Annotated in this window: 36 protein-coding genes; 18 read left to right on the forward strand and 18 right to left on the reverse strand. The window is 69.6% G+C overall.

What is annotated here, in order from left to right; genetic code table 11:
* Positions 1–7: 7 nt before the first annotated feature.
* The 3 genes from ABIE44_RS05090 to mca all read right to left on the reverse strand — a co-directional run bounded on the left by ABIE44_RS05090 (position 8) and on the right by mca (position 2,018).
* The gene (locus tag ABIE44_RS05090) at positions 8–748 is read right to left on the reverse strand and encodes a hypothetical protein (protein ID WP_209721231.1); all 741 of its coding nucleotides are present in this window, start codon (positions 746–748) and stop codon (positions 8–10) included.
* A 137-nt stretch (positions 749–885) separates the two neighbouring features.
* A complete protein-coding gene (locus tag ABIE44_RS05095; protein ID WP_209721228.1) occupies positions 886–1,128 on the reverse strand; it encodes a hypothetical protein in 243 nt (80 codons plus the stop codon).
* The gene (gene mca, locus ABIE44_RS05100; protein ID WP_209721225.1) at positions 1,125–2,018 is read right to left on the reverse strand and encodes a mycothiol conjugate amidase Mca; all 894 of its coding nucleotides are present in this window, start codon (positions 2,016–2,018) and stop codon (positions 1,125–1,127) included. Before mca ends, ABIE44_RS05095 begins: the two co-directional genes overlap by 4 nt.
* 23 nt (positions 2,019–2,041) lie before the next feature.
* Here mca and ABIE44_RS05105 point away from each other — a divergent pair, with 23 nt between their 5' ends.
* Positions 2,042–2,425 carry a DUF4307 domain-containing protein gene (locus tag ABIE44_RS05105; RefSeq protein WP_209721222.1) on the forward strand — a complete coding sequence of 128 codons (384 nt, stop codon included), beginning with the start codon at positions 2,042–2,044 and terminating at the stop codon, positions 2,423–2,425.
* A gap of 85 nt (positions 2,426–2,510) precedes the next feature.
* A complete protein-coding gene (greA, locus tag ABIE44_RS05110) occupies positions 2,511–3,008 on the forward strand; it encodes a transcription elongation factor GreA (protein WP_209721219.1) in 498 nt (165 codons plus the stop codon).
* A gap of 78 nt (positions 3,009–3,086) precedes the next feature.
* Here the strand turns inward: greA and ilvA are convergent, their stop codons facing one another.
* From ilvA to ABIE44_RS05135, 5 genes are read right to left on the reverse strand one after another with little or no spacing between them, the layout of a single operon-like run.
* The gene (gene ilvA, locus ABIE44_RS05115; RefSeq protein ID WP_209721216.1) at positions 3,087–4,301 is read right to left on the reverse strand and encodes a threonine ammonia-lyase; all 1,215 of its coding nucleotides are present in this window, start codon (positions 4,299–4,301) and stop codon (positions 3,087–3,089) included.
* Positions 4,298–5,590, reverse strand: coding sequence for an AI-2E family transporter (locus ABIE44_RS05120; protein WP_209721213.1), 1,293 nt, complete (start codon positions 5,588–5,590; stop codon positions 4,298–4,300). Before ABIE44_RS05120 ends, ilvA begins: the two co-directional genes overlap by 4 nt.
* Before the next feature lies 1 nt (position 5,591).
* Complete coding sequence (locus ABIE44_RS05125; protein ID WP_209721210.1) at positions 5,592–5,918, reverse strand: YidH family protein; 327 nt, start codon at positions 5,916–5,918, stop codon at positions 5,592–5,594.
* Positions 5,911–7,083, reverse strand: coding sequence for a cystathionine gamma-synthase (locus ABIE44_RS05130; RefSeq protein ID WP_209721207.1), 1,173 nt, complete (start codon positions 7,081–7,083; stop codon positions 5,911–5,913). The genes ABIE44_RS05125 and ABIE44_RS05130 overlap by 8 nt, the downstream gene beginning before the upstream one ends.
* 16 nt (positions 7,084–7,099) lie before the next feature.
* A complete protein-coding gene (locus tag ABIE44_RS05135; RefSeq protein WP_209721204.1) occupies positions 7,100–7,501 on the reverse strand; it encodes a DUF3224 domain-containing protein in 402 nt (133 codons plus the stop codon).
* A gap of 73 nt (positions 7,502–7,574) precedes the next feature.
* Between ABIE44_RS05135 and msrA the strand changes: the two genes are divergently transcribed.
* The 6 genes from msrA (at position 7,575) to ABIE44_RS05165 (ending at position 10,209) form a co-directional block, all read left to right on the forward strand.
* Positions 7,575–8,225: a peptide-methionine (S)-S-oxide reductase MsrA gene (gene msrA, locus ABIE44_RS05140; RefSeq protein ID WP_209721200.1), complete on the forward strand. Its 651-nt coding sequence runs from the start codon at positions 7,575–7,577 to the stop codon at positions 8,223–8,225.
* 169 nt (positions 8,226–8,394) lie between these two features.
* Positions 8,395–8,733, forward strand: coding sequence for a hypothetical protein (locus tag ABIE44_RS05145; protein ID WP_209721197.1), 339 nt, complete (start codon positions 8,395–8,397; stop codon positions 8,731–8,733).
* An 83-nt stretch (positions 8,734–8,816) separates the two neighbouring features.
* Positions 8,817–9,164, forward strand: a complete 348-nt coding sequence (locus tag ABIE44_RS05150; RefSeq protein WP_209721194.1) for a hypothetical protein — start codon at positions 8,817–8,819, stop codon at positions 9,162–9,164.
* A gap of 10 nt (positions 9,165–9,174) precedes the next feature.
* Positions 9,175–9,468: a hypothetical protein gene (locus tag ABIE44_RS05155; RefSeq protein WP_209721191.1), complete on the forward strand. Its 294-nt coding sequence runs from the start codon at positions 9,175–9,177 to the stop codon at positions 9,466–9,468.
* Complete coding sequence (locus ABIE44_RS05160; RefSeq protein WP_209721188.1) at positions 9,465–9,812, forward strand: DUF2019 domain-containing protein; 348 nt, start codon at positions 9,465–9,467, stop codon at positions 9,810–9,812. Before ABIE44_RS05155 ends, ABIE44_RS05160 begins: the two co-directional genes overlap by 4 nt.
* Before the next feature lie 73 nt (positions 9,813–9,885).
* A complete protein-coding gene (locus tag ABIE44_RS05165) occupies positions 9,886–10,209 on the forward strand; it encodes a DUF2019 domain-containing protein (protein ID WP_209721185.1) in 324 nt (107 codons plus the stop codon).
* 110 nt (positions 10,210–10,319) lie between these two features.
* Here the strand turns inward: ABIE44_RS05165 and ABIE44_RS05170 are convergent, their stop codons facing one another.
* Both ABIE44_RS05170 and ABIE44_RS05175 read right to left on the reverse strand, forming a co-directional pair.
* A complete protein-coding gene (locus ABIE44_RS05170) occupies positions 10,320–10,505 on the reverse strand; it encodes a hypothetical protein (RefSeq protein WP_209721180.1) in 186 nt (61 codons plus the stop codon).
* Positions 10,506–10,664: 159 nt separating this feature from the next.
* Positions 10,665–11,465 carry a TSUP family transporter gene (locus ABIE44_RS05175; RefSeq protein ID WP_209721177.1) on the reverse strand — a complete coding sequence of 267 codons (801 nt, stop codon included), beginning with the start codon at positions 11,463–11,465 and terminating at the stop codon, positions 10,665–10,667.
* A 97-nt stretch (positions 11,466–11,562) separates the two neighbouring features.
* Between ABIE44_RS05175 and ABIE44_RS05180 the strand changes: the two genes are divergently transcribed.
* Together ABIE44_RS05180 and ABIE44_RS05185 are read left to right on the forward strand one after the other, a co-directional pair.
* Positions 11,563–11,835, forward strand: a complete 273-nt coding sequence (locus tag ABIE44_RS05180) for a hypothetical protein (RefSeq protein ID WP_209721174.1) — start codon at positions 11,563–11,565, stop codon at positions 11,833–11,835.
* Positions 11,836–11,936: 101 nt separating this feature from the next.
* On the forward strand, positions 11,937–12,293 hold the full coding sequence (locus ABIE44_RS05185; RefSeq protein ID WP_209721171.1) for a YciI family protein: 357 nt from the start codon (positions 11,937–11,939) through the stop codon (positions 12,291–12,293).
* Here the strand turns inward: ABIE44_RS05185 and ABIE44_RS05190 are convergent.
* The gene (locus ABIE44_RS05190) at positions 12,290–12,781 is read right to left on the reverse strand and encodes a hypothetical protein (protein WP_209721168.1); all 492 of its coding nucleotides are present in this window, start codon (positions 12,779–12,781) and stop codon (positions 12,290–12,292) included. The two genes, ABIE44_RS05185 and ABIE44_RS05190, sit on opposite strands and share 4 nt — an antisense overlap.
* A gap of 100 nt (positions 12,782–12,881) precedes the next feature.
* Between ABIE44_RS05190 and ABIE44_RS05195 the strand changes: the two genes are divergently transcribed.
* A complete protein-coding gene (locus tag ABIE44_RS05195; RefSeq protein ID WP_209721165.1) occupies positions 12,882–13,283 on the forward strand; it encodes a hypothetical protein in 402 nt (133 codons plus the stop codon).
* 30 nt (positions 13,284–13,313) lie between these two features.
* A complete protein-coding gene (locus tag ABIE44_RS05200; RefSeq protein ID WP_209721162.1) occupies positions 13,314–13,652 on the forward strand; it encodes a DUF1801 domain-containing protein in 339 nt (112 codons plus the stop codon).
* Here the strand turns inward: ABIE44_RS05200 and ABIE44_RS05205 are convergent.
* Positions 13,649–14,122 carry a hypothetical protein gene (locus tag ABIE44_RS05205; RefSeq protein ID WP_209721159.1) on the reverse strand — a complete coding sequence of 158 codons (474 nt, stop codon included), beginning with the start codon at positions 14,120–14,122 and terminating at the stop codon, positions 13,649–13,651. The two genes, ABIE44_RS05200 and ABIE44_RS05205, sit on opposite strands and share 4 nt — an antisense overlap.
* 118 nt (positions 14,123–14,240) lie before the next feature.
* On the opposite strand from ABIE44_RS05205, the gene ABIE44_RS05210 reads away from it, so the two are divergent.
* The 3 genes from ABIE44_RS05210 to ABIE44_RS05220 are packed head-to-tail and all read left to right on the forward strand — an operon-like array spanning position 14,241 to position 16,355.
* Positions 14,241–14,969 carry a LolA-like protein gene (locus tag ABIE44_RS05210; RefSeq protein ID WP_209721156.1) on the forward strand — a complete coding sequence of 243 codons (729 nt, stop codon included), beginning with the start codon at positions 14,241–14,243 and terminating at the stop codon, positions 14,967–14,969.
* Positions 14,970–14,977: 8 nt separating this feature from the next.
* Positions 14,978–15,469, forward strand: coding sequence for a pyridoxamine 5'-phosphate oxidase family protein (locus ABIE44_RS05215; RefSeq protein WP_209721153.1), 492 nt, complete (start codon positions 14,978–14,980; stop codon positions 15,467–15,469).
* A gap of 34 nt (positions 15,470–15,503) precedes the next feature.
* Entirely contained in the window at positions 15,504–16,355 is an 852-nt protein-coding gene (locus ABIE44_RS05220) for a DUF8832 domain-containing protein (protein ID WP_209721150.1), read from the forward strand.
* Here ABIE44_RS05220 and ABIE44_RS05225 read toward each other — a convergent pair.
* The 4 genes from ABIE44_RS05225 to ABIE44_RS05240 form a co-directional block, all read right to left on the reverse strand.
* The gene (locus ABIE44_RS05225; protein WP_209721147.1) at positions 16,345–17,988 is read right to left on the reverse strand and encodes a copper resistance CopC/CopD family protein; all 1,644 of its coding nucleotides are present in this window, start codon (positions 17,986–17,988) and stop codon (positions 16,345–16,347) included. The two genes, ABIE44_RS05220 and ABIE44_RS05225, sit on opposite strands and share 11 nt — an antisense overlap.
* A gap of 54 nt (positions 17,989–18,042) precedes the next feature.
* On the reverse strand, positions 18,043–18,750 hold the full coding sequence (locus ABIE44_RS05230) for a YcnI family copper-binding membrane protein (RefSeq protein ID WP_209721144.1): 708 nt from the start codon (positions 18,748–18,750) through the stop codon (positions 18,043–18,045).
* An 80-nt stretch (positions 18,751–18,830) separates the two neighbouring features.
* Entirely contained in the window at positions 18,831–19,388 is a 558-nt protein-coding gene (locus ABIE44_RS05235) for a hypothetical protein (protein WP_209721141.1), read from the reverse strand.
* A 47-nt stretch (positions 19,389–19,435) separates the two neighbouring features.
* Complete coding sequence (locus ABIE44_RS05240) at positions 19,436–20,047, reverse strand: LysE family translocator (RefSeq protein ID WP_209721138.1); 612 nt, start codon at positions 20,045–20,047, stop codon at positions 19,436–19,438.
* A gap of 121 nt (positions 20,048–20,168) precedes the next feature.
* Between ABIE44_RS05240 and ABIE44_RS05245 the strand changes: the two genes are divergently transcribed.
* From ABIE44_RS05245 to ABIE44_RS05255, 3 genes are read left to right on the forward strand one after another with little or no spacing between them, the layout of a single operon-like run.
* Complete coding sequence (locus tag ABIE44_RS05245; RefSeq protein WP_209721136.1) at positions 20,169–20,762, forward strand: carboxymuconolactone decarboxylase family protein; 594 nt, start codon at positions 20,169–20,171, stop codon at positions 20,760–20,762.
* Positions 20,759–21,646, forward strand: a complete 888-nt coding sequence (locus ABIE44_RS05250) for an RNA polymerase sigma-70 factor (protein WP_209721133.1) — start codon at positions 20,759–20,761, stop codon at positions 21,644–21,646. Before ABIE44_RS05245 ends, ABIE44_RS05250 begins: the two co-directional genes overlap by 4 nt.
* Positions 21,647–21,684: 38 nt before the next feature.
* The gene (locus ABIE44_RS05255) at positions 21,685–23,454 is read left to right on the forward strand and encodes a glycoside hydrolase family 2 protein (protein WP_209721130.1); all 1,770 of its coding nucleotides are present in this window, start codon (positions 21,685–21,687) and stop codon (positions 23,452–23,454) included.
* Here the strand turns inward: ABIE44_RS05255 and ABIE44_RS05260 are convergent.
* Both ABIE44_RS05260 and ABIE44_RS05265 read right to left on the reverse strand, forming a co-directional pair.
* Positions 23,447–24,076 carry an IMPACT family protein gene (locus ABIE44_RS05260; protein WP_209721127.1) on the reverse strand — a complete coding sequence of 210 codons (630 nt, stop codon included), beginning with the start codon at positions 24,074–24,076 and terminating at the stop codon, positions 23,447–23,449. The two genes, ABIE44_RS05255 and ABIE44_RS05260, sit on opposite strands and share 8 nt — an antisense overlap.
* Positions 24,077–24,285: 209 nt before the next feature.
* A complete protein-coding gene (locus ABIE44_RS05265; protein WP_209721124.1) occupies positions 24,286–25,677 on the reverse strand; it encodes a cystathionine beta-synthase in 1,392 nt (463 codons plus the stop codon).
* Between the last annotated feature and the right edge of the window lie 26 nt (positions 25,678–25,703).

Here is a 25,703-nt window from a genome sequence, read left to right on the forward strand (position 1 = left end):
GTCGTGCTCACTCCCCCGCGACGACGGACTCGTCGGGCTTCTCGCCCTCGGCGACGGCCTCGAGGCGGTCGGCGACGACCTGGATCAGCTCGGTGAAGTCGCCCGGGGGCTCCTCGGTCTGCGCAGCCAGGGTGACGATCGAGATGCTGTTGCCCACGCGGACCGCAGCGAGCTGGAACCCGAACGGCACCTCGCCGCTGGCGTCGGCTCCCGATCCGTAGCCGATCACGTTGATCTGCTCGTCCACGTCGTCGTCGGTCACCTTGTCGTCGGTGTCGACGGTGAGCTGGTAGCTCACGCCACCGGCATCGGTCTCGTCGATCGCGGTGCAGTCCTTCATGGCCGTGCGGAAGGTCTCGACGACCTCCTCGGCGTCCTCGACGGAATCGTAGGACTGGACCTGGCTGGTGATCGCGACGGACTCGTTCGACGAGGTCGCGAAGTCACGGACGGCATCGGTCGGCGCCTCGGTGTCGTCGGTGAACGGGTCCAGGGCGGACAAGCAGCCCGGGCTCTTCGTGGTGTGGTCGGCGTTCGGGTTCTCCTCGAACTGACCGCCGAGGTTGTCGACGGTCATCAGCGCGGTGGTGGCCTCGGCCTTGGTCAGCGCGGTGACCTTCGGCGCGGAGTCCTTCGACTCACCCTTGTCCTTCGAGTCGGAGTCCGATCCGCAGCCGGCGAGGGCGGCCGCGAGGACGAGAGCTGCTGCCGAGGACACGGCGGCGCGTTGGAAGCGGGGGGAACGCATGGGTTGATCCTCCAGGGCGGTGTGGTGTGCAGCCGTCAGTGAACCGGTCGGCGCTGTTCGAGCACCAGACGGGGAGGAGCCCGGTCCAGTCAGTTCACCGGAGGTGCAACCTTTTCGCGGGAGGTCGCGTCTATGACCTAATCGCGGGTGCTGGTCTCCGCCGTGGCGTTCTCGGCGGGAACGTCACCGAAAGCTCCGGCGTCGGCGTTGAGCTTCGCCTTCTTCAGGTGCTTGGTGAGGCTCCAGCCCAGGAAGGCCACCGCGATCGCGAGAGCGATGAAGATCGCGAACGCGCCCCAGCCGGCCTTGACGTCGTCCGCGGCAGGGGCCGGGTCCGCCAGCGGGACGAAGCCGACGAGGGTGATGAGCAGGCTGTTCATGACCCCAGTGTCTCAGGCGTCGGGCGGATCCCGGCAAAGAGGTCGTCCTCGGGCAGCGATGTCTCCACGTGGCTGGTCACGAGCTCGAAGTCCTCGGTCGGCCAGACCTTCTGCTGGATCTCCATCGGGATCTGGAAGAAGAAGCCGTCGGGGTCGATCTGGGTCGCGTGCGCGATCAACGCGCGGTCCCGGACCGGGAAGTAGTCCGCGCACGGCACCTTCGTGGTGACCCGGGCGTCCCACTCCGGGTCCGGTGCCCACTCCTTGAGCCGCTCACCGAAGAAGGACTCGATGCCGGCGGCTTCGGCGGCCTCGTGCAGCGCGACCGCCTTGGGGCGGTTGAACCCGTGCGAGTAGTACAGCTTGAGCACCTGCCAGGGCTCGCCCGCGTCCGGGTAACGCGTCGGGTCCGCGGCGGCCTCGAACGCGGCCACCGAGATCTCGTGGCACTTGATGTGGTCGGGGTGCGGGTAGCCGCCCTTCTCGTCGTACGTGGTCATCACGTGCGGCCGGAAGGACCTAATCAGGCGGACCAGCGGTTCGGTGGCTTCCTCGAGCGGGACCAGTCCGAAGCAACCCTCCGGCAGCGGCGGCTTCGGGTCTCCCTCGGGCCACCCGGAGTCGACGAAGCCCAGCCAGTCCTGCGAGACGCCGAGGATCTCGCGGGCAGCGTCCATCTCGGCGCGGCGGATCTCCGCAATGTTCTCGAGCACGTCCGGGCGGTCCATGTTGGGGTTCAGCACCGATCCGCGCTCACCGCCGGTGCAGGTCACGACGTGCACGTCGACACCCCGGTCGACGTACATCGCGGTGCTCGCGGCGCCCTTGCTGGACTCGTCGTCAGGGTGGGCGTGCACGTGCATCAGCCGGAGGCCGGCAAGGTCAGACATGGGTTCCATCCTAAAGTGGTGCCGTGAGCGACCTTCAGCAGCGGTACGGAACGCCGAGCAAGTCCCGGCGAACGACGCTCCTCGTTGTATCGACGGCGCTGGCTGCGTTATTCCTCGGCTGGTTGACCTGGGTGATCGCGTTCCGCAGCGACCCCGCCATCGAGGCCGAGCTGGTCTCCTACGAGGTCGTCGACGCGCACGAGGTCCGGATCCGGGTCGAGTCGAAGTTCCGCGACGACTCGGTCACCGGCAGCTGCTTGTTCCGGGCGACCGCGCGCGACCACACGATCGTCGGCGACATCAACCTCTCGGTGGCCGAGCTCCGAGCCGCTGGGAACGGCTGGATCCCGGTGAAGACCTTCGACCGGGCCACCACGGTCGAGCGCGTCAGCTGCACCGAGCACTGACCGCCTCCCGCACGGAGAAGCGCGGGTCAGGTCCGGTTGCTAGGCTTGTCGCTTCCCCAGATCCATCTTCGGAGGAGCAGCACCCATGACTCAGGCTGATGAGCGCGACGGCGTCTGGCTGACGCAGTCCAAGTTCGACGAGCTGACCGCGGAGCTCGAGGAGCTGCGCGGCCCCGGTCGGACCGCCGTCGTCGAGAAGGTGAGCCAGGCCCGCGACGAGGGCGACCTCAAGGAGAACGGCGGCTACCACGCCGCCCGCGAGGAGCTCGGCAAGCTCGACGGCAGGATCGCTCAGCTCGTGGAGATGCTCAAGAACGCACGGGTCGGCGAGAAGCCGGCCGACGACGGTGTCGTCGAGCCGGGGATGCTCGTGACGATCCGCTTCGTCGGCGACTCCGACACCGAGGAGTTCCTGCTCGGCGCCCGCGAGATGGCCGGCGAGGGCGTGCAGGTCTACTCGCCGCAGTCGCCGATGGGCGAGGCCATCAACGGTCACAAGAAGGGCGAGACGGTCACCTACACCGCGCCCAACGGCAAGGAACTCCAGATCGAGATCGTCGAAGCCGTCCCCTACGACGGGTGATCTGAGACGCGCAGCTCCGGTCGTCGAGCTCGCCTCCGGTCGTCGAGCTTGCCGAGACGCCTCGACCGACCCGCAGACTCAGCTGACCGCAGTCACCCGGTAGCCGTGCTCGCGCAGCTGTGCGAGCACGGCTTCTGCGTGCTTGGGGCCGCGCGTCTCGAGCTGCACGTGCACCTCGACCTCGTCGACGCCCAGGTTCCCGGACGTGCGCTCGTGGGCGACCTCGAGGACGTTGGCGCCCTGATCGGCCAGCTGCCCCAGCAGAGTCGCCAGCCCGCCGGGGCGGTCCGGGATCCGTACGGCGACGTTGAGGTAGCGCCCGGCCGCGGCCAGACCGTGCTGGATCAGCTTGGCCAGCAGCAGCGGGTCGACGTTGCCGCCCGAGAGCACCGCGACGACCGGGCCGTCGAAGGCCGCGGGCTGGTCGAGCAGCGCTGCCACCGCGACCGCGCCGGCCGGCTCGACGACCAGCTTGGCGCGCTCGAGCAGGAGCACCAGCGCGCGTGAGATGGACTCCTCGGAGACCGTGACGACCTGGTCGACGTACTGGTCGATCGCAGCGAACGGCACTGCTCCGGGCCGCGCCACCGCGATGCCGTCGGCCATGGTCGTCATCGTCGTCAGCGCGATCGGGTTGCCGGCCGCCAGCGAGGCCGGGTACGCCGCGGCACCCTCGGCCTGGACTCCGACGACCCGGACGTCGGGGCGACGCAGCTTGATCGCGGTCGCGATGCCGGCGATCAGACCACCGCCGCCGGTAGGGACCAGGACCGTCGCGGCCTCCGGAGCCTGGTCGAGGATCTCCAGGCCGCAGGTCGCCTGACCGGTGACGATGTCGCAATGGTCGAAGGGGTGGATCAGCACCGCACCCGTCGACGCGGCGTACTCCCCTGCGGCGACCAGTGCCTCGTCGACCGAGGATCCGTGGAAGACGACCTCGGCGCCGTACCCGCGGGTCGCGTTGAGCTTGGGGATCGGCGCACCCTCGGGCATGAAGACGGTCGCCGGCAGGCCGAGCATCCGGGCGGCGAGCGCGACCCCCTGCGCGTGGTTGCCCGCGGACGCCGCGACGACACCGTGGGCGCGCTCGGCGTCACTGAGGTTCGCCATCCGCAGGTAGGCACCGCGGATCTTGAACGAGCCGGTGCGCTGGAGGTTCTCGCACTTCAGGAGCACCGGGCCGCCGACGATCTCGGAGAGCCAGCGGGACTCCTGCATCGGCGTGACCACCGCGACGTCGGCCAGCAACGTCGCGGCGGCTTCGATCTCCTCGAGGCCGATCGGCTCGGTCATCCCTCGTCCCCGACGCGCCCGTCGTCAGGCTCCTCGGGGTCGCGCTCGGCCAGGTCGGCCGCCGCTGCCGCAGCGAGCTCGGGGTCCGGGTCGGGGTCCTCGACCGCCGACTGCTCGGCGTCGTCGCCGATGTCGGTGTACGAGGCCAGGTGCTGGGCCACCGCGTTCAGCGCCGCCACCAGCGGTACGGCGATCAGGGCGCCCGCGATGCCCGCAACGACGACGCCGACGCCGATCGCCAGGATCACGCCGAGCGGGTGCACCGAGACCCAGCGCCCCATCAGGAACGGCTGCAACACGTGCGCCTCGATCTGCTGGACCAGCACGACGCCCGCGAGCATCAGGAGTGCGACCACGGGGCCGTGGGCGACCAGTGCCACCAGGACCGCGACGGTGCCGGACAGGAAGGCGCCGATCATGGGCACGAAAGCACCGAGGAACACCAGGACGCCGATCGCGCTGACCAGCGGGACCCCGAGGATCCAGGCGATCAGCATGATGCCGATGGCGTCGGTCGCCGCGACGATGACCGTCGCGCGCACGAACTGCGTCAGCGAGTGCCAGGCGACCCTGCCCGAGGAGTCGGCCCTCGCACGGGCGGCGCGCGGGAAGAGCCGGACGACCCACGCCCAGATCAGCGAGCCGTCGGCGAGGAAGAAGTAGGTGGAGAACAGGATGATGAAGAACGCGGCGATGACGTGCCCGACGGCGACGCCGAGCTCGGTGACCCGACCGACGACGTCGTTGCCCTGCTCGGAGATGAAGTCCTGGGCCTTGCCGATCCACTCGTTGATCTGCGAGTCGCTGGCGTGCAGCGGGCCCGTGCGCAGCCACTGCTCGACCTCGTCCAGACCCCCCACCACCTTGTCGCCGAGCTGGTCGACGGAGCTGGCGACCTGCTGGCCGACGAAGGCGAGGAGCAGCGCGACGGCCGCGATGCCGGTGACGACGACGATCAGCGCAGCGAGCTTGCGCCGGATGCCGATCCGTTCGAGCAGACTGACCAGCGGGGCGGCCAGGGCTGCGAGCAGCAGCGCGATGATCACCGGGAAGACGATCACCGCGAGGAAGCTCAGGGTGTAGAGGATGACCCCCAGGGCACCGACGATGACCAGGAAGCGCCACGACCACGCGGCGGCCAGGTCGTAGGCCCACGGGACCTCGGCGTGGCTGAAGTTGGAGGTGCCGGTCGTGATGACCGGGACGGGCTCCTCCTCGCGACGGCGGAGCGCGGCGCGCTGCTGCGCCAGACGGTGCCGGATGCGTTCGGTGCGGGATTCCTCGCTCATCTCACCCTGCCTTGGTGACGACCATGACCACCGACAGTGCCACAGCTCCCGCGAGCGTGCCCGTCAGGATCAGCGGGACCAGCGACGTCGGGATGCGTTCGCCGCTGTCGATCGCCTTGTTCACACCCCGGTAGCGCAGGTGCCCACCGACGGCAGCGACCGCACCGGCGGCGACCAGGACGAGACAGAGGACCAGCAGGAGGACGCCGTTGTCGAGGAAGTGCGCGAAACCGACGGCCGCCACGACCAGGGCGATCGCCGTGCGCTGGTAGGCGAGCAGGGTGCGTTCGCTGGCGAGCGCGAATCTCGGGTCGTGGTCCTCATCCACGGCCGGGCTCCAGTGCTCGCTCCAGGTCGGCGACCAGGTCCTCGGCGGTCTCGATCCCGACGCTGAGCCGGATCAGGTCCGGCGGCACCTCGAGGTCGGTGCCGGCGACGCTGGCGTGGGTCATCCGACCGGGGTGCTCGATCAGCGACTCGACGCCGCCGAGCGACTCCCCGAGCGTGAACACCTCGGTCCGGTCGCACACGTCGAGCGCGTGCTCCTCGCCACCGGTGACGCGGAACGAGACGATCCCGCCGTACCGCTTCATCTGCCGGCTGGCCACCTCGTGACCGGGGTGGCTCTCCAGGCCCGGGTAGATGACCTCGGCGACTTGCGGGTGCCCGACGAGGAAGTCGACCACCTTCTCGGCGTTGTCGCAGTGCCGGTCCATCCGGACGGCGAGCGTCTTGAGACCGCGGTGGGTCAGGAATGCGTCGAACGGGCCCGGGACCGCGCCCATCGCGTTCTGGTGGAAGCCGACCTTGTCGGCGACCTCGAGGCCGCGCACGACGAGTGCTCCCCCGACGACGTCGGAGTGGCCGCCGCAGTACTTGGTGGTCGAGTGCACGACGACGTCGGCTCCGAGCGTCAGTGGCTGTTGCAGGTACGGCGACGCGAACGTGTTGTCGACGACCAGCAGGGCGCCCGCCTGGTGCGCGATCGCGGCCAGCGCCTCGATGTCGCCGATGTTGAGCAGCGGGTTGGTCGGCGTCTCGATCCACACCAGCTTGGTCTTCCCGGGCCGGATCGCCGCTCGTACGGCGTCCAGGTCGGAGACCGCCGCCGGGCTGTGCTCGAGCCCCCACGGACCGCCGACCTTGTCGATCAGGCGGAACGTTCCGCCGTACGCGTCGTCGGGGATCACCAGGTGGTCGCCGGGCCGGGTCAACGACCGCAGCAGCGTGTCCTCGGCAGCCAGGCCGGAGGCGAAGGCGAACGCGCGGTCTCCCTCCTCCAGGGCCGCGAGGTTGCCCTCGAGCGCGGTCCGCGTCGGGTTGCCGGAGCGGCTGTACTCGTAGCCGCCGCGCAGCCCGCCGACCCCGTCCTGCTTGTAGGTGCTGGTCGCGTAGATGGGCGGGATGACCGCCCCGGTCGTCGGGTCGGGGTCGTAGCCGGCGTGGATCGCACGCGTCTCGAACCCGGACTTCTGGGAGTGCTCTTGGCTCACGGACCGAGCCTAGTACTCAGCCTTCGTAGTCCAGGTCCAGGTGGTGCGACCCGTCCGCCTCGACCCGCAGGGCTCCGGTGCCCGTCAACCCCTCGAGGTCGCCCGTGCCGGTGCCCGGAACGATGACGACGACCTCGTGCTGGCGCTCGTTGCCGCCGTACGTGGTGGCGGTGTGCGCGATGTTCAGCGTGCCCCTGCGGCCGTCGATCGAGCCCTCGAAGGACTCCATCGCGACGTAGGTGCCGATCTCGGCGACCTGGTCGAACGCCGCGGTGAACAGGGTCGTCGAGATGCCTTGGATGCGTCCGCTGAACTCCTTGACCATCCGCGCAACCGTGACCGGCGCCCCGGTCTCGATCACGCCGGTCAGCTCGGTGGGCTCGAACGAGGTGACGGTGAAGGTTGAAGTCGTCTGCACACCCGTCAGACTAGGGAACAGCACCGACAGCGCGACGGTTGTACGAGGTGCCCCTTCGACCAAGGAGTCGCCCATGTTGTTCAACAAGTACAAGAACGAGATCGTCGCGCCGGAGAACGCCCTCGTGGGTCGCCCCGACCGCCCCTTCGCCATTGCCGAGAAGCACCGTGTCCTCGACGCGCCCGTGGTCACCGACGAGGTGCCCGACGGTCTCGAGGTAGCACTGTTCGGCCTCGGCTGCTTCTGGGGAGCCGAGGAGATCTTCTGGCAGATCGACGGTGTCTGGTCGACCTCGGTCGGGTACGCCGGCGGGACCACGCCGAACCCGACGTACGAGGAGGTCTGCTCCGGCAAGACCGGCCACACCGAGGCCGTGCGGGTCGTCTTCGACCCCGCCAAGGTGTCGTACGCCGATCTCGTCGCCGCCTTCTACGAGGTGCACGACCCGACCCAGGGCATGCGCCAGGGCAACGACGTCGGCACGCAGTACCGCTCGGCGATCTACACCTACTCCGAGGAGCAGGCACAGATCGCCAAGGAGGTCACCGAGCGCTACCAGCCGGAGCTGACCAAGCGCGGCTACCCGCTGATCACGACGGAGATCAAGCCGGCCTCGGGGACGCCGTACTTCTACGCGGAGGATCACCACCAGCAGTACCTGATCAAGAACCCGTTCGGGTACCGGTGCCACAGCGCCACGGGGATCAAGGTCCCCCGGGGCTGAGCGTTTCGCTCGACAGGCACAACCGGCCCCAGCCGGCTCGCAAGGGCCGCCTGGGGCTGTTGTGCATGTTCAGCCGTGCGCAGTGATGTACGACTCGAGTCCTGGCAGTACGCCGTGGTGAGGCAGACCGTGAGACCTGGGAATCTTCAAGCGCAGGAAGGGCTCCCCGGTGACGGTCGACGAACTCGGCGTCACCCGGCAGCTCGGCAGCTCAACCGAAAGCGTGACCTGGTTCGACCTTGCCCTCGTCGAGATCCGAACGACCAGTGACGAACCGTTCGCCGAGGACATGTTCTGGATGTTGCACGGTCGATCTGGCACCGGCGTGGTGGTGCCTTCATCCACCGCCCCGGACGAGCTCTTGGTGCGGCTCCAAGCACTGCCCGGATTCAGCAACGAGGTGTTGATCGAATCGATGGCCTCGACCGCCGACGCCACGTTCGAGTGCTGGCGCAGGGGCCGACTGAAATGTTGCGATCTGACGAGGACCGCCACCAGCAGTGCCTGAGCAAGAACCCGTTCGGCCACCGGTGCCACTCGGCGACCGGCGTCAGCCGGGCGGCGAGTGCTGCGAGCAAGTAACGTCGCGTCATGGTTTCGATGTTGATCTCGCCGACCGAGGACGTGGGATGGAGCGTCGCGATCGACGACCTCCGGGACTGGCTCGTCGAACGATGGCCAGATGTCCTTGCGTTGCCCGGTGAGGGTGCGCAGCGAGCACACGGATGGCGGTGGCCGGACAACTGCGAGGTATGGGTCCCAGAGGACTGCGAGGTGGCGTGGGTCGATGCAGACCCTGAACGCACAGCGGCGATCGCAGCGCATCTCGCCGCCAGCGGCCCACCGAACCTGGTGCTTGCCGACGAGAGCTATGAGCTGCTGATCGAGCTGAGCGAATTGGCCGAAGAGCAGATCGCGGACATGCTTCGTGCTGGGTGATGGTGGCGTCGTGAGGCTGGGCGATCTCTTGGACGGCCTCGACCAGCTGCCGTCGGACGCCACGATCTTCGCGGAGCGACCATGGAACTTCGACTCTTCCTCGATGGTCGTCATGGAGGACGTCGATGACACGCAGGACAGGGGTCCGTTCTCGTACCTGCTCGAGATCGACGTCTGCGCGGAGGTCGTGGAGGTCTGGTCCGCGTGGAGGGCCGGACGGACACCGACCCCGGAGCAGCGCTGTGCGGCGATCGTTCACTACGCGTTGCACGACGCCTACGAGCCGCTCGCAGGTGAGGCATGAACGCGGACGTAGAACGCACCTTGGCCAGGTACCGCGACAAGGCAGAGGCTCACGCCCCGTTGACCACAGACCATGTCCGAAAAGCGAACCGTCTGTTCAAAGCGATGCACCAACTCGCGAAGGAACTCCGTTCAACCGAAGAAGGCCGAGCGGCCCTACTGACGATGCTGGACCACCCCCTACCCGGAGTACGGATGAATGCCGCCGCCGAATGCCTGCCCTTCGCCCCGGACGCAGCCGTTCCCGTCATCGAAGCCATCGAGCAACTCGGCGTTTTCGAGTCGCTCTCAGCCAAGTACACCCTGATCGGGTACCGGAACGGGACCTTGAACATGGACTGGTGAACAGAACGCCAGCACCGCACGACACCTGCCCGACACTCGGAGGCACGATGTGAACTCGGACGTAGAACGCACCTTGGCCAAGTACCGCGAGACGGCAGAGGCCTGGGCACCCCTCACCACCGATCAGACCCGCAAGGCGAACCGCCTGTTCGACGCTGCGCATGAACTGGCCAAGAACCTTCGACGGACCGACGAGGGCCGCGCTGCGCTACTGACTCTGTTGGATCACGCTGTCCCCGGAGTGCGCATGTTCACCGCGACCGAATGCCTCTCCTTCGATCCTGGATCAGCTGTGCCAGTGCTTGAAGCGATCGAACGTCTCGCCGACTTTCACTCCCTGGAGGCGAAGTACGCGCTGAAAATGTTCCGCGACGGAACTTTCGACCTGGACTGGTGACGGGCAGCGCTTGCCGAGCCTGCCGCCGTGACCGGTGCCACTCGGCGACCCGCATCAAGGTGCCCAGCACCTGACCTTCACTGAACAGGACGCCACGTCGAGGAGCAGTTCTACGCGCGGCCGGTCGGGACGTGCTCGGCCACGAAGTCGAGCTGGTCGGCAACGACCGCCGAGAACAGCGGTTCGACGTACGGGTCGAAGTGACCACCGGCGTAGGTGCGGACGGTGGCGCGGGACATCAGGCCGGCGGCCTGTTCGGCGACGCGCCGCGGAGTGTAGCCGCAGCGAGATGCCACGGCACGGTTGATCACGTTCGCGGTCGAAGGATTCTTGGCCCATCCCACCGATCCCGAAGAAACGAGAGCGGTCCTCGAACTCGCCCTGGGCACGGGCAGCTCCGCCCGCAGCTGAGCCCGGGCGAGCGGCGCGGCAGCTCTCCGTTCGGAGACGGAGGCTCAGGCGACAGCCTGGACCACGTAGAGCACGCCGACGGCGAACGCGAGCAGACCGAGCAGCGCCCGGAGCGCGCGTTCGGGCAACCGCGGCTGCAGGCGTGCTCCGACGTAGCCCCCGGCGAGTCCCCCGACGCCGGCCGCGATGCCGAGACCCCAGTCAGGAGCGATTGTTCCCGGAGTGTGGAGAGCCAGCACGGCGTAGGTGAGGACGCCGGTGATCGAGGTGACCCAGGTGGAGGCGAGCGCCGCCGGCGCGACCCGCGTCACCGCGAATCCGGCACCGACCAGGAGCGGCCCGAGGATCGACCCCCCGCCGATCCCGTAGATGCCGCCGACCATCCCGATCACGAACGCCCCCGCGCCGATGGTCGGGCCCACACGTCTCGGCACAGCGCCGGCCCGTCCGCCCGGATCCTCGGACGCTCCGAACAGGCGGCCGCTTCCGCACAGGACGACAAGGCCCGTGGGCAGAAGTACGGAAGCGGCGATCAGCCGGAACACGGTCGGGTCATCGGCGACGAAGACCCGCAGCACGGCCCCGAGGACCACACCGGGAACGGAGCCGAGCACGAGTGCCCACGTCAGGGCGGTGTCGAGCTGGCGTTGCCTCCGGTACCTGGTGATCGCGCCAGGACCGGCGACGACGTTGTAGAGAAGATTGGTCGGGGTCACCTGCGGGTTCGGGACGCTCAGGACACTGAGCTGAACGGGCAGGAGGAAGACCGCCCCCGACACCCCGACCGGAGCCGCCACGGCGGCGAGGAGGAACCCTGCGAGCAGCGCGACCACCTCGTGCTCCACGCTGCCTCCTGACCCTCGTAGGCCTGGATTCTTGCCCACGAGCGCAGCGTTCAGGGACACCGGGCCCGACAGAACTTGCAGGAGCTAGGGTTCCGGCGTGAGCGAACGCGACCTCGACACAGCCCTGGAAGGTGTCGCCATCGTCGCCGTCGGGGCGGCCGAGATGGGGCATTCCGACGGCGAGATCCTGCAGGCCGCCGGCGGCTACCTGGCACGCCTGGGCCTGATCACGCCGGAAGACCTGCGCGCCGTGGCCGGCAAGATCAACGTCGCAGGCTCGGACGCTGGCGGATCGGACGCGGCCCTGCGGGCCCGCGGCATCCTCGAGCAGTTCGCGGACCACCTCGAAAACCAGGCCGCCGCAGAGTAGCTACAGCTTCTGACGCGGCTGATCCGAAGTGTCGTATCCACCTACCTCCGTTCGTGGTGAAGGAGAGAGTGGTCAGAGCGGCCACCGACCGAGGAGATGACATGCCTACGTACCTGATCGCTTTCAACGCCGAGTGGGTCCCCGAGCTGACCGACGACGACATCATGGCGGCGTCCCGGACCTCGAGCGCGCTGACCGCCGAGATGAAGGAGGCCGGCGTCTGGGTGTTCGGCGCCGGGCTCGACGACGACTCCCTCGTCGGCTCCGCGGACCTGGTCGACGGCAGGTCCGTGCTGCGCGACGGCCCGTACACCGAGACGAAGGAACACCTGGGCGGCTTCTGCGTCGTCGACGTACCGGACGACGCGTCGGCGCACTACTGGGCCGGAAGGATGGCCGTCGCGTGCGGATGGCCGCAGGAGGTGCACCGCATCATGACCGCGCCGCACCTGCGCTAGGAGCCGACGACCAGCCCGTTGCCGCTGCGCGCCGCGATCCCGAGCACCAGCAGGCGCAGCTTCTCGAGTCGCTGCGGCACCATCCCCTGCACGGTCCTGTACGCCGCGCCGCCGTACGTGAAGGTGTAGATCACCCGGTCGCAGCACGGGTCCTGGTGGATCCCGTCGTCCCGACCGAGATCAGCCTCGCGGACCGCCCGGACCAGGTCGGCGAGGTCGCGGCTGGTCAGCACCCCCCGGGCGACCGGGTCGCGGCCGTTGTCGACGAGGTAGATCCCGCTCGGCCGGACGACGACCAGCTCATCGGTCCCGCCGATGCCTCCGGTGACGTTCATGACCAGGATCGAGCTGGGGTTCCGGACCGGCCTCGCCCCCGGGGCGGCGGGCGGCGACAGCAAGGGGGTCGTCGTCGGGACGGTGGTCGGGGTGACCTCGTCGTCCGACCTGCTCTGACCTGCCAGCACCAGCATGGCGGCGAGCACCGCCATCAGGACGACGATGGTTCCGAGACCTTGGCGGTACCGACGAGGCAGGTTCACACCGACTCGGACGCACCGCCCGGCACGTCGGTTCCCCTACGCTCGAACGGTGTCCACCTCGGCCCGCACCGTTGTCGGTCTCGTCGTGCTGCTCGTACTCGCCGCGGTCGGGTCGGTTCTCTTCCGCAGCCAGGACGACGAGCCGGCCACCGAGAGGCTGCGCATCGATTGGGTGGGTACCGAGGGCCACCCCGGTTGCACGTACGACGCGGCGTCCGGGACGGTGACCGCCAGGCTGGAGCTCGACGGGTCGCACGTCAGGGCGCGCGAGCTCACCCTGACCGTGACCGCGTACGCCGACGAGAACACCTCCGAAGCCGTCGGCTCGCGCACGCAGCAGGTCGAGATCGAGGGCGCCGTGCACCGCACGATCACCTTCTCGATCCCCGTCGGTTCCCCGCCCCACGTCGGCGAGGATGACGTCGCCGCCTGCCGTCGGGAGATCGGGTGAAGCGCAGCCCGGGATCAGTACAGTGCGGGCATGGCTGACTGGAGAGAAGACCTCGTGGACCGCGTGCGCTCGCTGATCAGCAGTGCCGACCCGGACATCGTCGAGGAAGTGAAGTGGCGCAAGGCGTCCAACCCCGATGGCGTCCCGACGTTCTCGTGCGACGGGCTGATCTGCACGGTCGAGACCTACAAGGACAAGGTGAAGCTCACCTTCGCCAAGGGCGCCTCGCTCGACGACCCGAGCGGCCTCTTCAACGCGAGCATGGACGCCGGCACCCGCCGGGCCATCGACGTGCCCGAGGGCGGCGACCTCGACGGTGACGCCCTGGTGGAGCTGGTCCGCGAAGCCGTCGCCCTCAACCGCGGCTAGCGCCGGGGCTGCTGCCGCAGCACGTCGCTCTCGCTCAGCGCCGCGGCGATGGCGTCGTGGTCGACCTGGTCCTCCCCGGGTCGGTCGTTGCGCGCGAGCGCCTCGACCACCGACTCCGCAGCCGGCTCCTCGTCGGGCCGGAGGTCGAGCTCGGCGTCCCCGCGCCAGTCGTCCACCTCGGCCTCGGCACGTCGGCTTGAACGACCGTGCGGAGCGACCGGCTGAGGCTCGTGCGCGAACGACTCACCCTGCGGCGCGGGAGCACGTTGGGGAGCCGGCGGGACCGGGACCACGGACACTGTCGGGCGCGCGACCGGCTCGGGCTCGGAGGCGCTCGGGCGTGCCACCTCCACGACGGCGGACGCCGCACCTCGGGCGATTCCGACGACGTACGCGATGCTCGACAACGGGTGGGTGGCCGCATGGAGAGCGGTGCGTGCGCCCTTGTCGACCACAGCAGGTTTCCTCATCATCTGTCCTTCTGTCGGGGGAAACTCGGGTCCCCGCCCCGTGCCCGACCTTCCCGGACGCAAACACGCGCTCTAGGCTTCGACCACCGCGTTTCCCCCAGGACCGGAGTACCAACCGATGCGCCCCTCCCGACGCCTCGCCGCGATCGTCGCGGCCGGCCTGCTCGTCCTGCCCGCTGCGTGCAGCGGTGACGACGCGCCGACGAGCACGAAGTCCAGCAACGCCCTCTCCGGCCCCGTGGACCAGAAGGCATTCGTCGCCGGTCTGCTCGCCGCGATCGACGACGAGACCACGGTCCACCTCTCCGTGGACGCCGCCAGCATGGGTTCCGCCGAGGTCGACGTCGCGTACGGCGAGGACGGCACCCGGACCCTGGTCGACGCCGAGGACCCGCAACGGGGACCCGGGATGTTCGTCATCGCCGACGGCATGGTCTTCATCCAGCAGGAGGTCGGGGGCAAGTTCCTGAAGATGGACGACACCGACCCGAGCTACGGGAAGCTGATCTCGACGTACTCCGCGATCAGCCCCGAGGACTCGGTGGCCGGTCTCGCCGAGGGCATCAGCGACGTGGTCGCCGACGGCACCGACACGGTCGAGGGGACGGCGTGCGACCACTACCTCGTCACCGTCGACCCGACCCTGGCTTCCGGCGCGTTCAAGGTGCTCGCCGGCACCAGCGGGGTCTCGCAGAGCGTCACCTTCGACTTCTACGTCGACAGCGGACAGCTGCTGCGCAAGATCGCCGTCAAGATCAACGGCGAGACCACTACTGTCGCGTTGAACGACTGGAGCAAGCCGGTCACGATCAAGGTGCCCTCGGGCGCGGACCTCGTCTCGAGCTAGGAGCAAGCATGGGGATCAACCAGCGGTCGCAGGTGGAGATGACCGAGGAGGAGATCCAATCGTTCCTGGCGGGCAAGCGCACCGCCAACCTGATCACCCTCGGAGCGACCGGCCACCCGCACGCCGTCGCGATGTGGTTCGGTCTGATCGACGGCGTGATCTGGTTCGAGACCAAGGCCAAGGCGCAGAAGGCGATCAACATCGGCCGCGACTCCCGCGCCACCGTCCTCGTCGAGGACGGCCTCACCTACGACACCCTGCGCGGCGTCTCGCTCGAGGGGAACGCGCACATCGTCCACGACCCGGACGCGCTCTGGAAGGTCGGCGTCAGCGTCTGGGAGCGCTACAACGGGCCGTACTCCGAGGAGGTCAAGCCGCTGGTGGAGTTCATGCTCCTCAAGCGCGTCGCGGTGCGGTTCGACGTCGAGCGCACCCGCTCCTGGGACCACCGCAAGCTCGGTCTCGACCCGATCCCGCTCGGCGGCACGACGGCGCCCTGAGCCACCTCGAACACGCCCCTGACAGAATCGTGGGGTGAAGCCCATCGCCCTCGCGCGCACCGCCGCAGCCGCCCTCGTCGGCGTACTCGCCCTGGGCGCTGCCGGTTGCGGTGGCGACACCGACAAGCCGTCGGGTGAGGAGGTCCCCCACTCGCACACGGGGCTGCCCGCCGGCGACGGCCTCAAGTCGTCGTACGTCGGCTACACGATCAAGAACCTGACCGTGCCGGAGAAGGCCGGCGTACCCGGGAAGCTCAGCTTCCAGATCGAGACGTTCCGCGGGAAGCCGCTGCTCGACTACATCACCGAGTTGACCAAGGACATGCACGTGTACGTCGTCAGCAAGGACCTCTCCGTCTTCCGGCACGTGCACCCGGAGATGGCCGAGGACGGCACCTGGACGGGCAACCTGACCGTGCCCACCGACGGTACCTACCGGGTGATCACCGAGTTCACCGCGCGCGACGAGGGCGGCAACGGCGACCAGCTGGTTCTCGGCGAGGAGCGCACCATCGGCAGGCCGGGAAAGACCGTCGCCGTGCCCGCGGTCAGCACCTCGGCGACCGACGACGGCACCACTGTCTCGGTGGTGAGGAGACCGACCACCGGGTTCGAGAAGCAGATGGAGCTCGGCTTCAGCCGTGACGGGAAGCCCGCCTCGCTGGGCACCTACCTCGGCGTCTACGCGCACGTCTCCGCGTTCAACGTGAAGACCGGGGCGCTCGTGCACATGCACCCGCTGAGCTCGCCGGTCACGGAGGGCAAGAAGTCGGTGCTGAACTTCCACATCAACTTCGAGGCTCCCGGCGACTACCGGATGTTCGTCCAGACCCGCGTCTCCGGGGTCGTCCGCACCATCCCGATCACCGTCGCCGTCAGCGGCTGAGCACCGGGACCTCCACCGAGACGACCGGGGAGTCGAACTCCGACAGCGGCACGCTCACCTGGATGGTCCAGGTAGCCGCCTTCGGGATGAGCACCGTCGCACGGTAGGTCCCGGAGTCGACGTTCGTCACCGCCTGGTCCCCCAGCGCGAGCGCGCCGTCGGTCACCGAGAGAGCAGGTGTCCCCAACGGCTCGAGCGGGTTGCCGCTCAGGTCCTGCAGCTGGAGCAGCACGGTGTTCTTGCCCACCTTGGCCGGCTCGATCACGGCGACGACCTTCACCTTGCCGAACTGGCCGGTGTACGTCGAGGAGTCCAGACCCCCGGGCAGTGCGACCGAGCCGGAGTCCTGCACCGGAGAGCGGTCGACCAGGAAGCCGGTCAGGCCGAGGACGCCGACCAGAAGCACCGCCTCGACCCGGACCGTACGCCGCATCCGAGCCGCCGCTGCGCCGCGGGCGGCGAAACCGCTGTCCGCGAGTACCGCCGGCATCAGCCGGTACCGGTTCCAGCCCGCGATCGCCGCGACCACCGCCACGACGCCTATCTTGACGAGGAGCACCCGGCCGAAGTTCGTGGTCAGCACGTTGTCCCAGTCCCGCAGGATCCGCCAGCCGAGCAACGTGCCGGTGACCGCGACACCCAGCAGCAACCATCCCGCCAGCGCCGAGAAGCGTCCCAGCGCCTGGGCGGCCAACCGAGGGCGGTCGGCGAGACGGCGCAGGCTGATCACCAGCCCGAGAAGTCCGCCGAACCAGACGGCGCCGGCAGCCACGTGCACCAGGTCGGTGCTGAGCATCAGCCACAGCGGAGGGAACGCGCGGGTGTGACCGACCAGGCCCAGCGCGCCGAGCGCCGCGACGACTCCGACCAGCGCGACCACGCGAGCCCCGTCCCCCGTACGCCGACCGGCGAGCACCCCGACCCAGACTCCCGCGGCCGCGACCGCCCAGCTGACCAGCTCGGCTCCGGTCGGGATGTCGACCGGACTGTCGCTGAACAGCGCCGAGAAGCCCTCGGCCCGTTGGTAGAGCGTCGTGACCACGACCGCCGAGAATCCCGCGGCGACGACCAACCACGCGAACCAGCGCGCGACGCGCAGCAGTCGCTCGCGGATCTGGTCGATGCCGTTGTCGCGCGGCAGCAGCAGGAGGGCGAACACGACGAGACCACCCGCGCCGAAGATGCCGAGGTAGGTGAGCCCTTGGGCGGTGCCGAGCGCCGCGCGCACGCTCGTCGGCGACGCCTGCGGGACGGCGGTGGTCGCCGCCACCTTCTCGCTCGGCGCACCGATCGAGAAGGTCAACGCACCGGCGATCGGGTGCCCGTCGGAGGACACCACCCGCCAGGCGACGACGTAGGTACCGTCGGCCAGCGCGCCGGGCAGCTCGACCTTCAGCTTCGTGTCCGTGGTGCTCGCGTCGGCGTCCAGCTCCTTGCCGGCCGCGTCGAAGAGGCGCACACCGCCGTCGCTCGAGCGCACCGGCTCGTCGAAACTGAACGTGACCGAGGGCGGCGCCGAGGCGAGCACCTGACCCTCGGTCGGGTCGGTGCCGATCAGCGTGGCGTGCGCGCTGGCCGGTCCAGCGGTGAGCACGGCACCGATCAGCGCGAGCAGGGCCGTCAGGACAGGCACCAGCACGAGCCGACGTACGGCTCGCAGCGGTGCCCGTCCTGAGGACCGCACAGCTCAGGCCTTGCGGCTCTTGGCAAGCGCCGCAGCGCCGGCGAGCAGACCCAGCACACCGACACCCAGGCCGGTGTAGGCAAGGCCCTTCGAGGCGCCCTCGTCGTCGGAGGACTTCTCGCCGTGCGAGGACTCCTCGGCCTCACCCGAGGCGCTGCCGTGGTGGCCGTCGCCGGTGCTCTCGGTCACCGTCAGCGTCGGCGCCGGGTGCTCCGGCTCCGGCGCACCCTCGGCCGCCGTCTCGTTCCACTTGGTCTCGCCCTTGACGCAGGTCTGGATGACCGGGAAGGCGAGCGTCTTGCCGACCGCGTCCGGCACCTGGAGCGACAGCTCGAAGGCATCCCGGTAGCCGTCGGGCAGCGGGGCCTTCGCGGTGTAGACGACCTGGCCGACCCGCTCGGTGATCTCGTTGCCGTGAGCATCCTTGACGGGCTCCGCGAGCGTGACGAGCTTCTTCTCGACGTCCCACAGAGCGTTCCGGGTCGGGGTGACGGCGTTGATCTCCTCCGGGATGCTGATCGCGATCTTGGTGGTCGGCGACCCCTCGCAGCCGTGCGGGACGCTCACGGTCAGCACCGTGTAGCTCTCGGCGGCACCGGAGTCCGGCGTGATCGTGACGTGGGCGAGGGCAGGTGCGGCAGCGAGGGCACCGAAGCCCACGACGGCGGCAGGGAGCGCGACGAGGCGCGCGGCGGTACGACGAACAGACATGCGAGTACTCCTGGATCAAAGGTGTGAGGTGGCGGGCGTACCGCGACACACCGAGACCCGGCTCAGGAGCAGGGAGTCAGTCAGTGCGTCGCGACGACCGCGTACGGCGGTCCTCGTCTCGGCGCGAGCCGGAACAACGCGTCACCCGGCAGAGCCGGGACGACGTCCAGCAGAGCGAGGCGCCGCAGCCGGGGCAGGACCACCGGCGTCAGGGCACGGTGCCACCGTGCGACGACGGCGGCGAGCACGCGTTCCTGGAGGAGGAGCAGGATCGCGGTGACGAGGGCGGTCACGAGGTGCGCCCAGAACATCACCGGGGTGAGGTGCAGGACGCCGAAGAAGCCCTCGGAGCCGGGCGCGGGAACCCGCGCACCGTGCGGGGCACCGTGCTGGTGCGGTCCCGCGCCGAGAGCAGCGTGCAGACCGACCTGCGCCACCAGCACGAAAGGCACGACGACACCCGGACGCACGACGCGGCCGATGCTCACCAAGCAGCAGCCGAAGACGATCCCGGCGAAAGCGAAGAGGAAGCCGGCTCCCGGCAGGTGACCACCGGCGACGGCGTGGGCGGCTGATGCCGCGACGGTGATCTCGAGGGTCGCCAGCAGGCTGCGCTGCGCGACGGAGGAGGAGATCACAGCCAACATCCTCCCAAACGGCAGCCGGTCGCGGGAGACGGCCCTGGTCAGCGACCTTCGAGCCCCAACCGCAGGCCGAGCGCCGCGAACGACGCGGCGAAGACCTTGCGGATCCGGTCCAGCACCGCCGGGCGCGCCAGCACCCGGTCACGCAACCCCGCCGCACAGGCGCCGTAGGCCGCGAAGACCACGAAGGTGAGCGCCATGAACACGCCGCTGAGGGCCAGCATGTGCAGGGTGGCGTGCGGCGTCCCGGTCGGCACGAACTGCGGCAGGAACGCGACGAAGAAGATCGTCAGCTTCGGGTTGAGCAGGTTGATGGTGATGCCGGTGCCGAGAACGGACCACAGCGACCGCGGCGTTTGCGCGGGCTCGGCGGTCAGCGCACCGCGGTCGCGCCAGGTGTTCCACGCCATCCAGAGCAGGTAGGCCACACCGAGGTACTTGATCGTCTGGAACGCGATCCCGCTGGCGTGCAGCAGCGCGGCCAGTCCGGTGATCGCCGCGACCAGGTGCGGCACCGTCCCGAGGGTGCTCGCGAACGCGGCGAGCAGAGCAGCGCGGGTGCCGCGGGTCAGGCCGGCCGCGATCGCGAACAGCGCACCGGTCCCGGGCGTGGCCACGATCACCAGCGCGGTGATCAGGAAGGTCGGGCTCATGGGGTCAGCGTGCCAGCGGCCCGGAAGCACGTCCACGGAGATTCGGATGTCACAGATCCAGGCCGGCCGGTGTCTTCATGTCCGGACGCCCCACCCGGGGGCCGAAGCACAGGAGAGACCGATGAGCACCGACACCCACCCCACCACCGAAGCCCGTCGCGCCGCCGCCCGCGTCCCGCTCGTCGAGGGCCAGGGTCTGCTGAGCAGGTTCATGGGCTGGTACTCGCGCCGCACGTACGGCGACGTCCTCGACAACGGCCTCGCGATGCTGCACAACAAGCCGGTCCTGTGGGCCGTGCTGAAGTTCGAGGGCAAGGTCGCCAAGTGGGACAAGCTCGACCCCGACCTGAAGGCGCTCGCCCAGCTCGGCAGCGCCTCGGTGATCGGCTGCAGCTGGTGCATGGACTTCGGGTACTACGCCACCCACGCCCAGGGCCTGGACACCAGCAAGCTCAGCGAGGTCCCGTTGTGGCGCGAGTCGACCGTCTTCACCAAGCTCGAGCGCCAGGTGCTCGAGTACTCCGAGGCGATGAGCGTGACGCCGCTGGAGGTCACCGACGAGATGACCGAGGCGCTCCGGGCCGAGCTCGGCGAAGATGGCTTTGTGGAGCTGACCATGATGATCGCCGTCGAGAACGAGCGCTCGCGGTTCAACAGCGCGCTGGGGCTGACCAGCCAGGGCTTCAAGGACAGCTGCGAGCTGAGCCCGAGGTGACGGACGCCGCTGAGGTCTTCGCCGAGCACCGCGGGCTGCTCTTCACGGTCGCCTACGAGATGCTCGGCAGCGCCGCCGACGCCGAGGACGTGGTCCAGGACTCCTGGCTGCGGTGGAGCGCCCGCCTCGACAAGCACAGTCTCACTGACGAGGTGCGCGACCCCTTGGCGTACCTCGTCCGGGTCGTCACCCGGCAGAGCCTGAACCGGCTGCGGACCCTGCAGCGCCAGCGCGAGACGTACGTCGGCACCTGGCTCCCCGAGCCGCTCGTCACCACCGCCGACGTCGCCGAGGACGTCGAGCTGGCCGACTCGGTGTCGTTCGCGATGCTCGTCGTGCTCGAGACCCTGAGCCCGCTGGAGCGCGCGGTCTTCGTGCTCCGCGAGGTCTTCGGCTTCGGGTACGACGAGATCGCCGCGGCGACCGAGAAGGAGCCGGCCGCGGTTCGGCAGCTGGCCTCGCGCGCCCGCAAGCACGTCGAGGCCCGGCGGCCCCGGGTCGAGGTCCCGCAGAACTCCCAGGAGATCGTCGCGCAGTTCTTCCTGGCAGCCTCGACCGGCGAGGTCGAGCCGCTGATCGGGCTGCTCGCACCCGAGGTCGTGCTGCACACCGACGGCGGCGGCTTCAAGAAGGCGGCACTCAGGCCGATCCACGGCGCGACCAAGGTGGCCCGCTTCCTGGCCGCCGTCGTCCCTACCGACAGCAAGGTCGACGTCAGCTGGGGCACCGTGAACGGCGCCGCCGCCCTGTTCCTCTACCTCGACGACGAGCTGGACGCGGTCGGGACGGTGGTCGCCGAGAACGGACTCGTCAAGGAGATCTACCTGGTCCGCAACCCCGAGAAGCTGACCGGGGTCGAGGTCATCCGGGAGGTACGCCGCTGAGCGTCGCAACGCCCTGCACATCCACGTAGCCTCGACCCGTGACCGTCGAGCCCTCCCTCACCCGCTGGGGCCGAGACCTCGACGTCGACCACCCGCTGCCGGAGCATCCGCGTCCTCAGCTGGCCCGCGGCGGGGACAGCTGGATCAACCTCAACGGCCGCTGGGAGTACGCCTTCGGCGGGCCGGAGCATCCGACCACCTGGGACGGCGAGATCGTGGTGCCGTTCTCCCCCGAGACGGAGCTCTCCGGCGTCGGTCGACAGCTGCAGCCGGAGGAGTTCCTCTGGTACCGGCTACGCATCTCGACAAGCTCGCTGACCGGGCTGGCCGCAACGACCGGGAGCGCCGGGGCCCGCATGCTGCTGCACTTCGGTGCGGTCGACCAGGTCTGCACGGTGTGGGTGAACGACGTCGAGGTCGGCAGCCACACCGGCGGGTACCTGCCGTTCTCGTTCGACGTCACCGACGCGTTGGTCGCCGAGGACCAGACGATCGTCGTACGGGTGCGGGACCTCTCCGAGGCCGGACCGCACGCGCGCGGCAAGCAACGCCTGGATGCCGGTCGGATCTGGTACACGGCACAGTCCGGGATCTGGCAGACGGTGTGGCTCGAGGCCGTGCCGGAGACGTACGTCGAGCGGCTGACGATCGTGCCGGACCTGACAGGGCTGGCCGTCACGGTCACTACGTCTCGGCAGGCTCGAGGACCGGACCAGACGCCAGGCGCGACCGTCCGCGTCCTCGACGGGGGCACCCTCGTCGCCGAGGTCACCGGCCCGGCCAACACTCCCCTGCGCCTCGACGTTCCCGACCCGCACCTCTGGTCTCCCGCCGACCCGCACCTCTACGACCTGGAGATCACCTGCGGCGCCGACCTCGTCACCTCGTACGCCGCCCTGCGCACCTTCGGCACCGGCCCGGACGCCGACGGACATCAGCGCTTCCTGCTCAACGGCGAGCCGATCCAGCACGTCGGTGTGCTCGACCAGGGCTACTGGCCCGACGGCCTGATGACAGCGCCGAGCGACGCGGCGATCGTGCACGACCTCGAGACGGTCAAGGCCCTCGGCTTCACGGTCGTCCGCAAGCACGTCAAGGTCGAGCCGCTGCGCTGGTACCACCACTGCGACCGGCTCGGCCTGCTCGTCTGGCAGGACGTGGTCAACGGCGGGGGTCGCTACCGCGAGCTGGTCGCGAACCTGCCGGCGAGATGGCCGATCCGGCTCTCCGACAGCAGGTACGACTTCTTCTTCCGCAGTGACGCCGCCGCCCGTGCGGAGTTCCGCGAGGAGGTCCGAGCAACGGTGGCCCTGCTCCGCAACACCGCGTCGGTCGCGGTCTGGGTCCCCTTCAACGAGGGCTGGGGGCAGTTCGACGCCGCCGAGATCGCCGCCGAGGTCAAGGAGCTGGACCCGTCCCGGTCGGTCTGCCACGCCAGCGGGTGGATCGACCAGGGCGGCGGGGACGTCAAGAGCTACCACCGGTACCTGCGACCGTTCCGGTTCCGCCCGCGCCGGCGCGAGAGGCGCACACATGCGTTGTCCGAGTACGGCGGCCTCGGGCTCGGCGGCGAGAGCGACGAGGTGTTCGACTACGGCCACTGCGAGGACGCCGACGCTCTGGCGACCGCGTTCACGCGGCTGCACACCCGCTGGATCACCCCCGCCGTACGCCGGGGCCTGGCCGCCACGATCTACACCCAGCTGACCGACGTCGAGACCGAGCGCAACGGCCTGATGACGTGGGACCGCGAGACGCTCAAGATCGACGCCGAGGTGGTCCGGTCGGTCACGCGCGCGATCAGCTGACCGGCGCGTCCACCCAACGGCGACCGCGGCGGAACAAACCCGCCGCTCCGCCGGTCAGCTCGGCGACGATCTCCTCGGCGACCGGCACCGCGATCAACGGGACGGCGAGCTCGAGCGTCGCCATGTCCGTGTAGTCGATCCGGAGCACCTTCGTCCCGCGTGCCCGCAGCTCGTGCTCGAGGCGTCCGGCCGCCGCCAGATCGACGGTGACGTCGCAGAGCTCCTGCTCGACGCGCCGCACCAGAGCCGCGGTCTCGAACGCCGCCCGGACCGCGTCGCCGTACGCGCGGCCCAGGCCGCCGGTGCCGAGCAGGGTGCCACCGAACCACCGCGTCACGACGGCGACGACGTCGCTGACCTCCCGGCCCCGGAGCACGTCCAGCATCGGGGCGCCGCCAGTGCCCGGAGGCTCGCCGTCGTCGTGGGCACGCTCCAGCGCACGCTCGGGGCCCAGCACGAACGCGGAGCAGTGGTGGCGGGCGTCCCAGTGCTCCTTGCGCGCCTGCTCGACCACGCTACGGGCCGACAGCTCGTCCTCGACCCTGACCAGTGCGCAGAGGAACCGCGACCGGCTGACCTCGATCTCGGCCCGGGCGTCCCGGGCGATCGTGAGGTAGCTCACCGTGTGCTCCTGGGGCCGGCCGACGTGGCGTTGAGGTGGTGGCGGGGTACCCCTCCCAGGATCACCCCGCCACCTGATCCGTTGTGCGCCTGCCTCGAGGGCGGCGCTGCACCCCAACGGATCCCGGTCGCGTCCGTGTGGGGTACGGAGATCGCGACCGCACGTCCACTTTAGAACATGGCTGGTCAGGGAACTAACGGAACCGCCGACTACCGGAAGGCGGCGAGGAAGGTGAGCAGGTCGGCCCGGGTCAGGACGCCGACGGGACGGCCGTCCTCCTGCACCAGCAACGCATCTGCGTCCCCCAGGGCAGTGATCGCCTCGGCGACGCCCGCCGAGGCACCGATCGTGGGCAGGGCTGGGCTCATGTGGGCCTCGACCTGGTCGGCGAGCTTGGCCTGACCGGCGAACAGCGCCTCCAGCAGGGCCCGCTCGGAGACCGATCCGGCGACCTCGGCAGCCATCACGGGCGGCTCGGCCCGGACCACCGGCATCTGCGAGACGCCGTACTCCTTGAGGATGTGGATGGCCTCGGCGACGGTCTCGGTCGGGTGCGTGTGCACCATCGAGGGCAGCTCGCCGGACTTGCCGCGGAGCACCTCGCCGACGGTCTGGTCGTCCTGGGCCGCCAGGAAGCCGTACTGCGCGAGCCAGTCGTCGTTGAAGACCTTGGTCAGGTAGCCGCGACCGGAGTCGGGCAGCAGCACCACGATGACCGCGTCGGGGCCCGCGGATGTCGCTGTGATCTCGGCAGCCAGCTGCGCGGCAGCGAACGCAGCCATGCCGGACGAGCCCCCGACCAGGAGGCCCTCCTCGCGCGCGAGCCTGCGGGTGAAGGCGAACGAATCGGCGTCGGAGACCTCGATGACCCGGTCGGCGACCGTGCGGTCGTAGGTGTCGGGCCAGAAGTCCTCACCTACACCCTCGACCAGGTACGGGCGCCCCGTGCCGCCGGAGTACACCGAGCCGGCCGGGTCCGCGCCGATCACCTGGATAGCGGGGTTCTGCTCCTTGAGGTAGCGACCGACGCCCGAGATGGTGCCGCCGGTGCCCATCCCGCAGACGAAGTGGGTGATCTTCCCGTCGGTCTGCCGCCAGATCTCCGGTCCGGTGTCCTCGTAGTGCGACCGCGGGTTGTTCGGGTTGGAGTACTGGTCCGGCTTCCACGCGCCCGGCTGGGAGGCCAGCCGGTCGGAGACGTTGTAGTAGGAGTCCGGGTGCTCCGGCGCGACGGCTGTCGGGCAGACGACCACCTCGGCGCCGTACGCCTTGAGCACGTTGCGCTTGTCCTCGCTGACCTTGTCCGGACACACGAACACGCACCGGTAGCCGCGCTGCTGGGCGACCAGCGCGAGGCCCACCCCGGTGTTCCCGGAGGTCGGCTCGACGATGGTGCCGCCGGGCTTGAGCTCACCGGACGCCTCGGCCGCGTCGATCATCCGCCGGGCGATGCGGTCCTTCACCGAACCGCCCGGGTTGAGGTACTCGACCTTCGCCAGCACCAGGGGTCCCCCGGTGCCTTCAGCGCGGTCCAGTGTCTTCCCGAGCTTGACCAGCGGGGTGTTGCCGATCAGGTCGAGGAGCGAGTTCGCGTAGTCCATGAGTCGAGGCTAGCGAGTGCTCGAGC

Source organism: Marmoricola sp. OAE513 (genome assembly GCF_040546585.1).
In the GTDB taxonomy this organism is placed as follows: domain Bacteria; phylum Actinomycetota; class Actinomycetes; order Propionibacteriales; family Nocardioidaceae; genus Marmoricola.

What these genes read in the sequence shown, in the direction of transcription:
- ABIE44_RS05090 (WP_209721231.1), bottom strand. Translation starts at nt 748, where the DNA reads ATGCGTTCCCCCCGCTTCCAACGCGCCGCCGTGTCCTCGGCAGCAGCT.
- ABIE44_RS05095 (WP_209721228.1), bottom strand. Translation starts at nt 1,128, where the DNA reads ATGAACAGCCTGCTCATCACCCTCGTCGGCTTCGTCCCGCTGGCGGAC.
- mca (WP_209721225.1), bottom strand. Translation starts at nt 2,018, where the DNA reads ATGTCTGACCTTGCCGGCCTCCGGCTGATGCACGTGCACGCCCACCCT.
- greA (WP_209721219.1), top strand. Translation starts at nt 2,511, where the DNA reads ATGACTCAGGCTGATGAGCGCGACGGCGTCTGGCTGACGCAGTCCAAG.
- ilvA (WP_209721216.1), bottom strand. Translation starts at nt 4,301, where the DNA reads ATGACCGAGCCGATCGGCCTCGAGGAGATCGAAGCCGCCGCGACGTTG.
- ABIE44_RS05120 (WP_209721213.1), bottom strand. Translation starts at nt 5,590, where the DNA reads ATGAGCGAGGAATCCCGCACCGAACGCATCCGGCACCGTCTGGCGCAG.
- msrA (WP_209721200.1), top strand. Translation starts at nt 7,575, where the DNA reads ATGTTGTTCAACAAGTACAAGAACGAGATCGTCGCGCCGGAGAACGCC.
- ABIE44_RS05150 (WP_209721194.1), top strand. Translation starts at nt 8,817, where the DNA reads ATGGTTTCGATGTTGATCTCGCCGACCGAGGACGTGGGATGGAGCGTC.
- ABIE44_RS05160 (WP_209721188.1), top strand. Translation starts at nt 9,465, where the DNA reads ATGAACGCGGACGTAGAACGCACCTTGGCCAGGTACCGCGACAAGGCA.
- ABIE44_RS05185 (WP_209721171.1), top strand. Translation starts at nt 11,937, where the DNA reads ATGCCTACGTACCTGATCGCTTTCAACGCCGAGTGGGTCCCCGAGCTG.
- ABIE44_RS05190 (WP_209721168.1), bottom strand. Translation starts at nt 12,781, where the DNA reads ATGGCGGTGCTCGCCGCCATGCTGGTGCTGGCAGGTCAGAGCAGGTCG.
- ABIE44_RS05200 (WP_209721162.1), top strand. Translation starts at nt 13,314, where the DNA reads ATGGCTGACTGGAGAGAAGACCTCGTGGACCGCGTGCGCTCGCTGATC.
- ABIE44_RS05205 (WP_209721159.1), bottom strand. Translation starts at nt 14,122, where the DNA reads ATGAGGAAACCTGCTGTGGTCGACAAGGGCGCACGCACCGCTCTCCAT.
- ABIE44_RS05210 (WP_209721156.1), top strand. Translation starts at nt 14,241, where the DNA reads ATGCGCCCCTCCCGACGCCTCGCCGCGATCGTCGCGGCCGGCCTGCTC.
- ABIE44_RS05215 (WP_209721153.1), top strand. Translation starts at nt 14,978, where the DNA reads ATGGGGATCAACCAGCGGTCGCAGGTGGAGATGACCGAGGAGGAGATC.
- ABIE44_RS05230 (WP_209721144.1), bottom strand. Translation starts at nt 18,750, where the DNA reads ATGTCTGTTCGTCGTACCGCCGCGCGCCTCGTCGCGCTCCCTGCCGCC.
- ABIE44_RS05240 (WP_209721138.1), bottom strand. Translation starts at nt 20,047, where the DNA reads ATGAGCCCGACCTTCCTGATCACCGCGCTGGTGATCGTGGCCACGCCC.
- ABIE44_RS05245 (WP_209721136.1), top strand. Translation starts at nt 20,169, where the DNA reads ATGAGCACCGACACCCACCCCACCACCGAAGCCCGTCGCGCCGCCGCC.
- ABIE44_RS05265 (WP_209721124.1), bottom strand. Translation starts at nt 25,677, where the DNA reads ATGGACTACGCGAACTCGCTCCTCGACCTGATCGGCAACACCCCGCTG.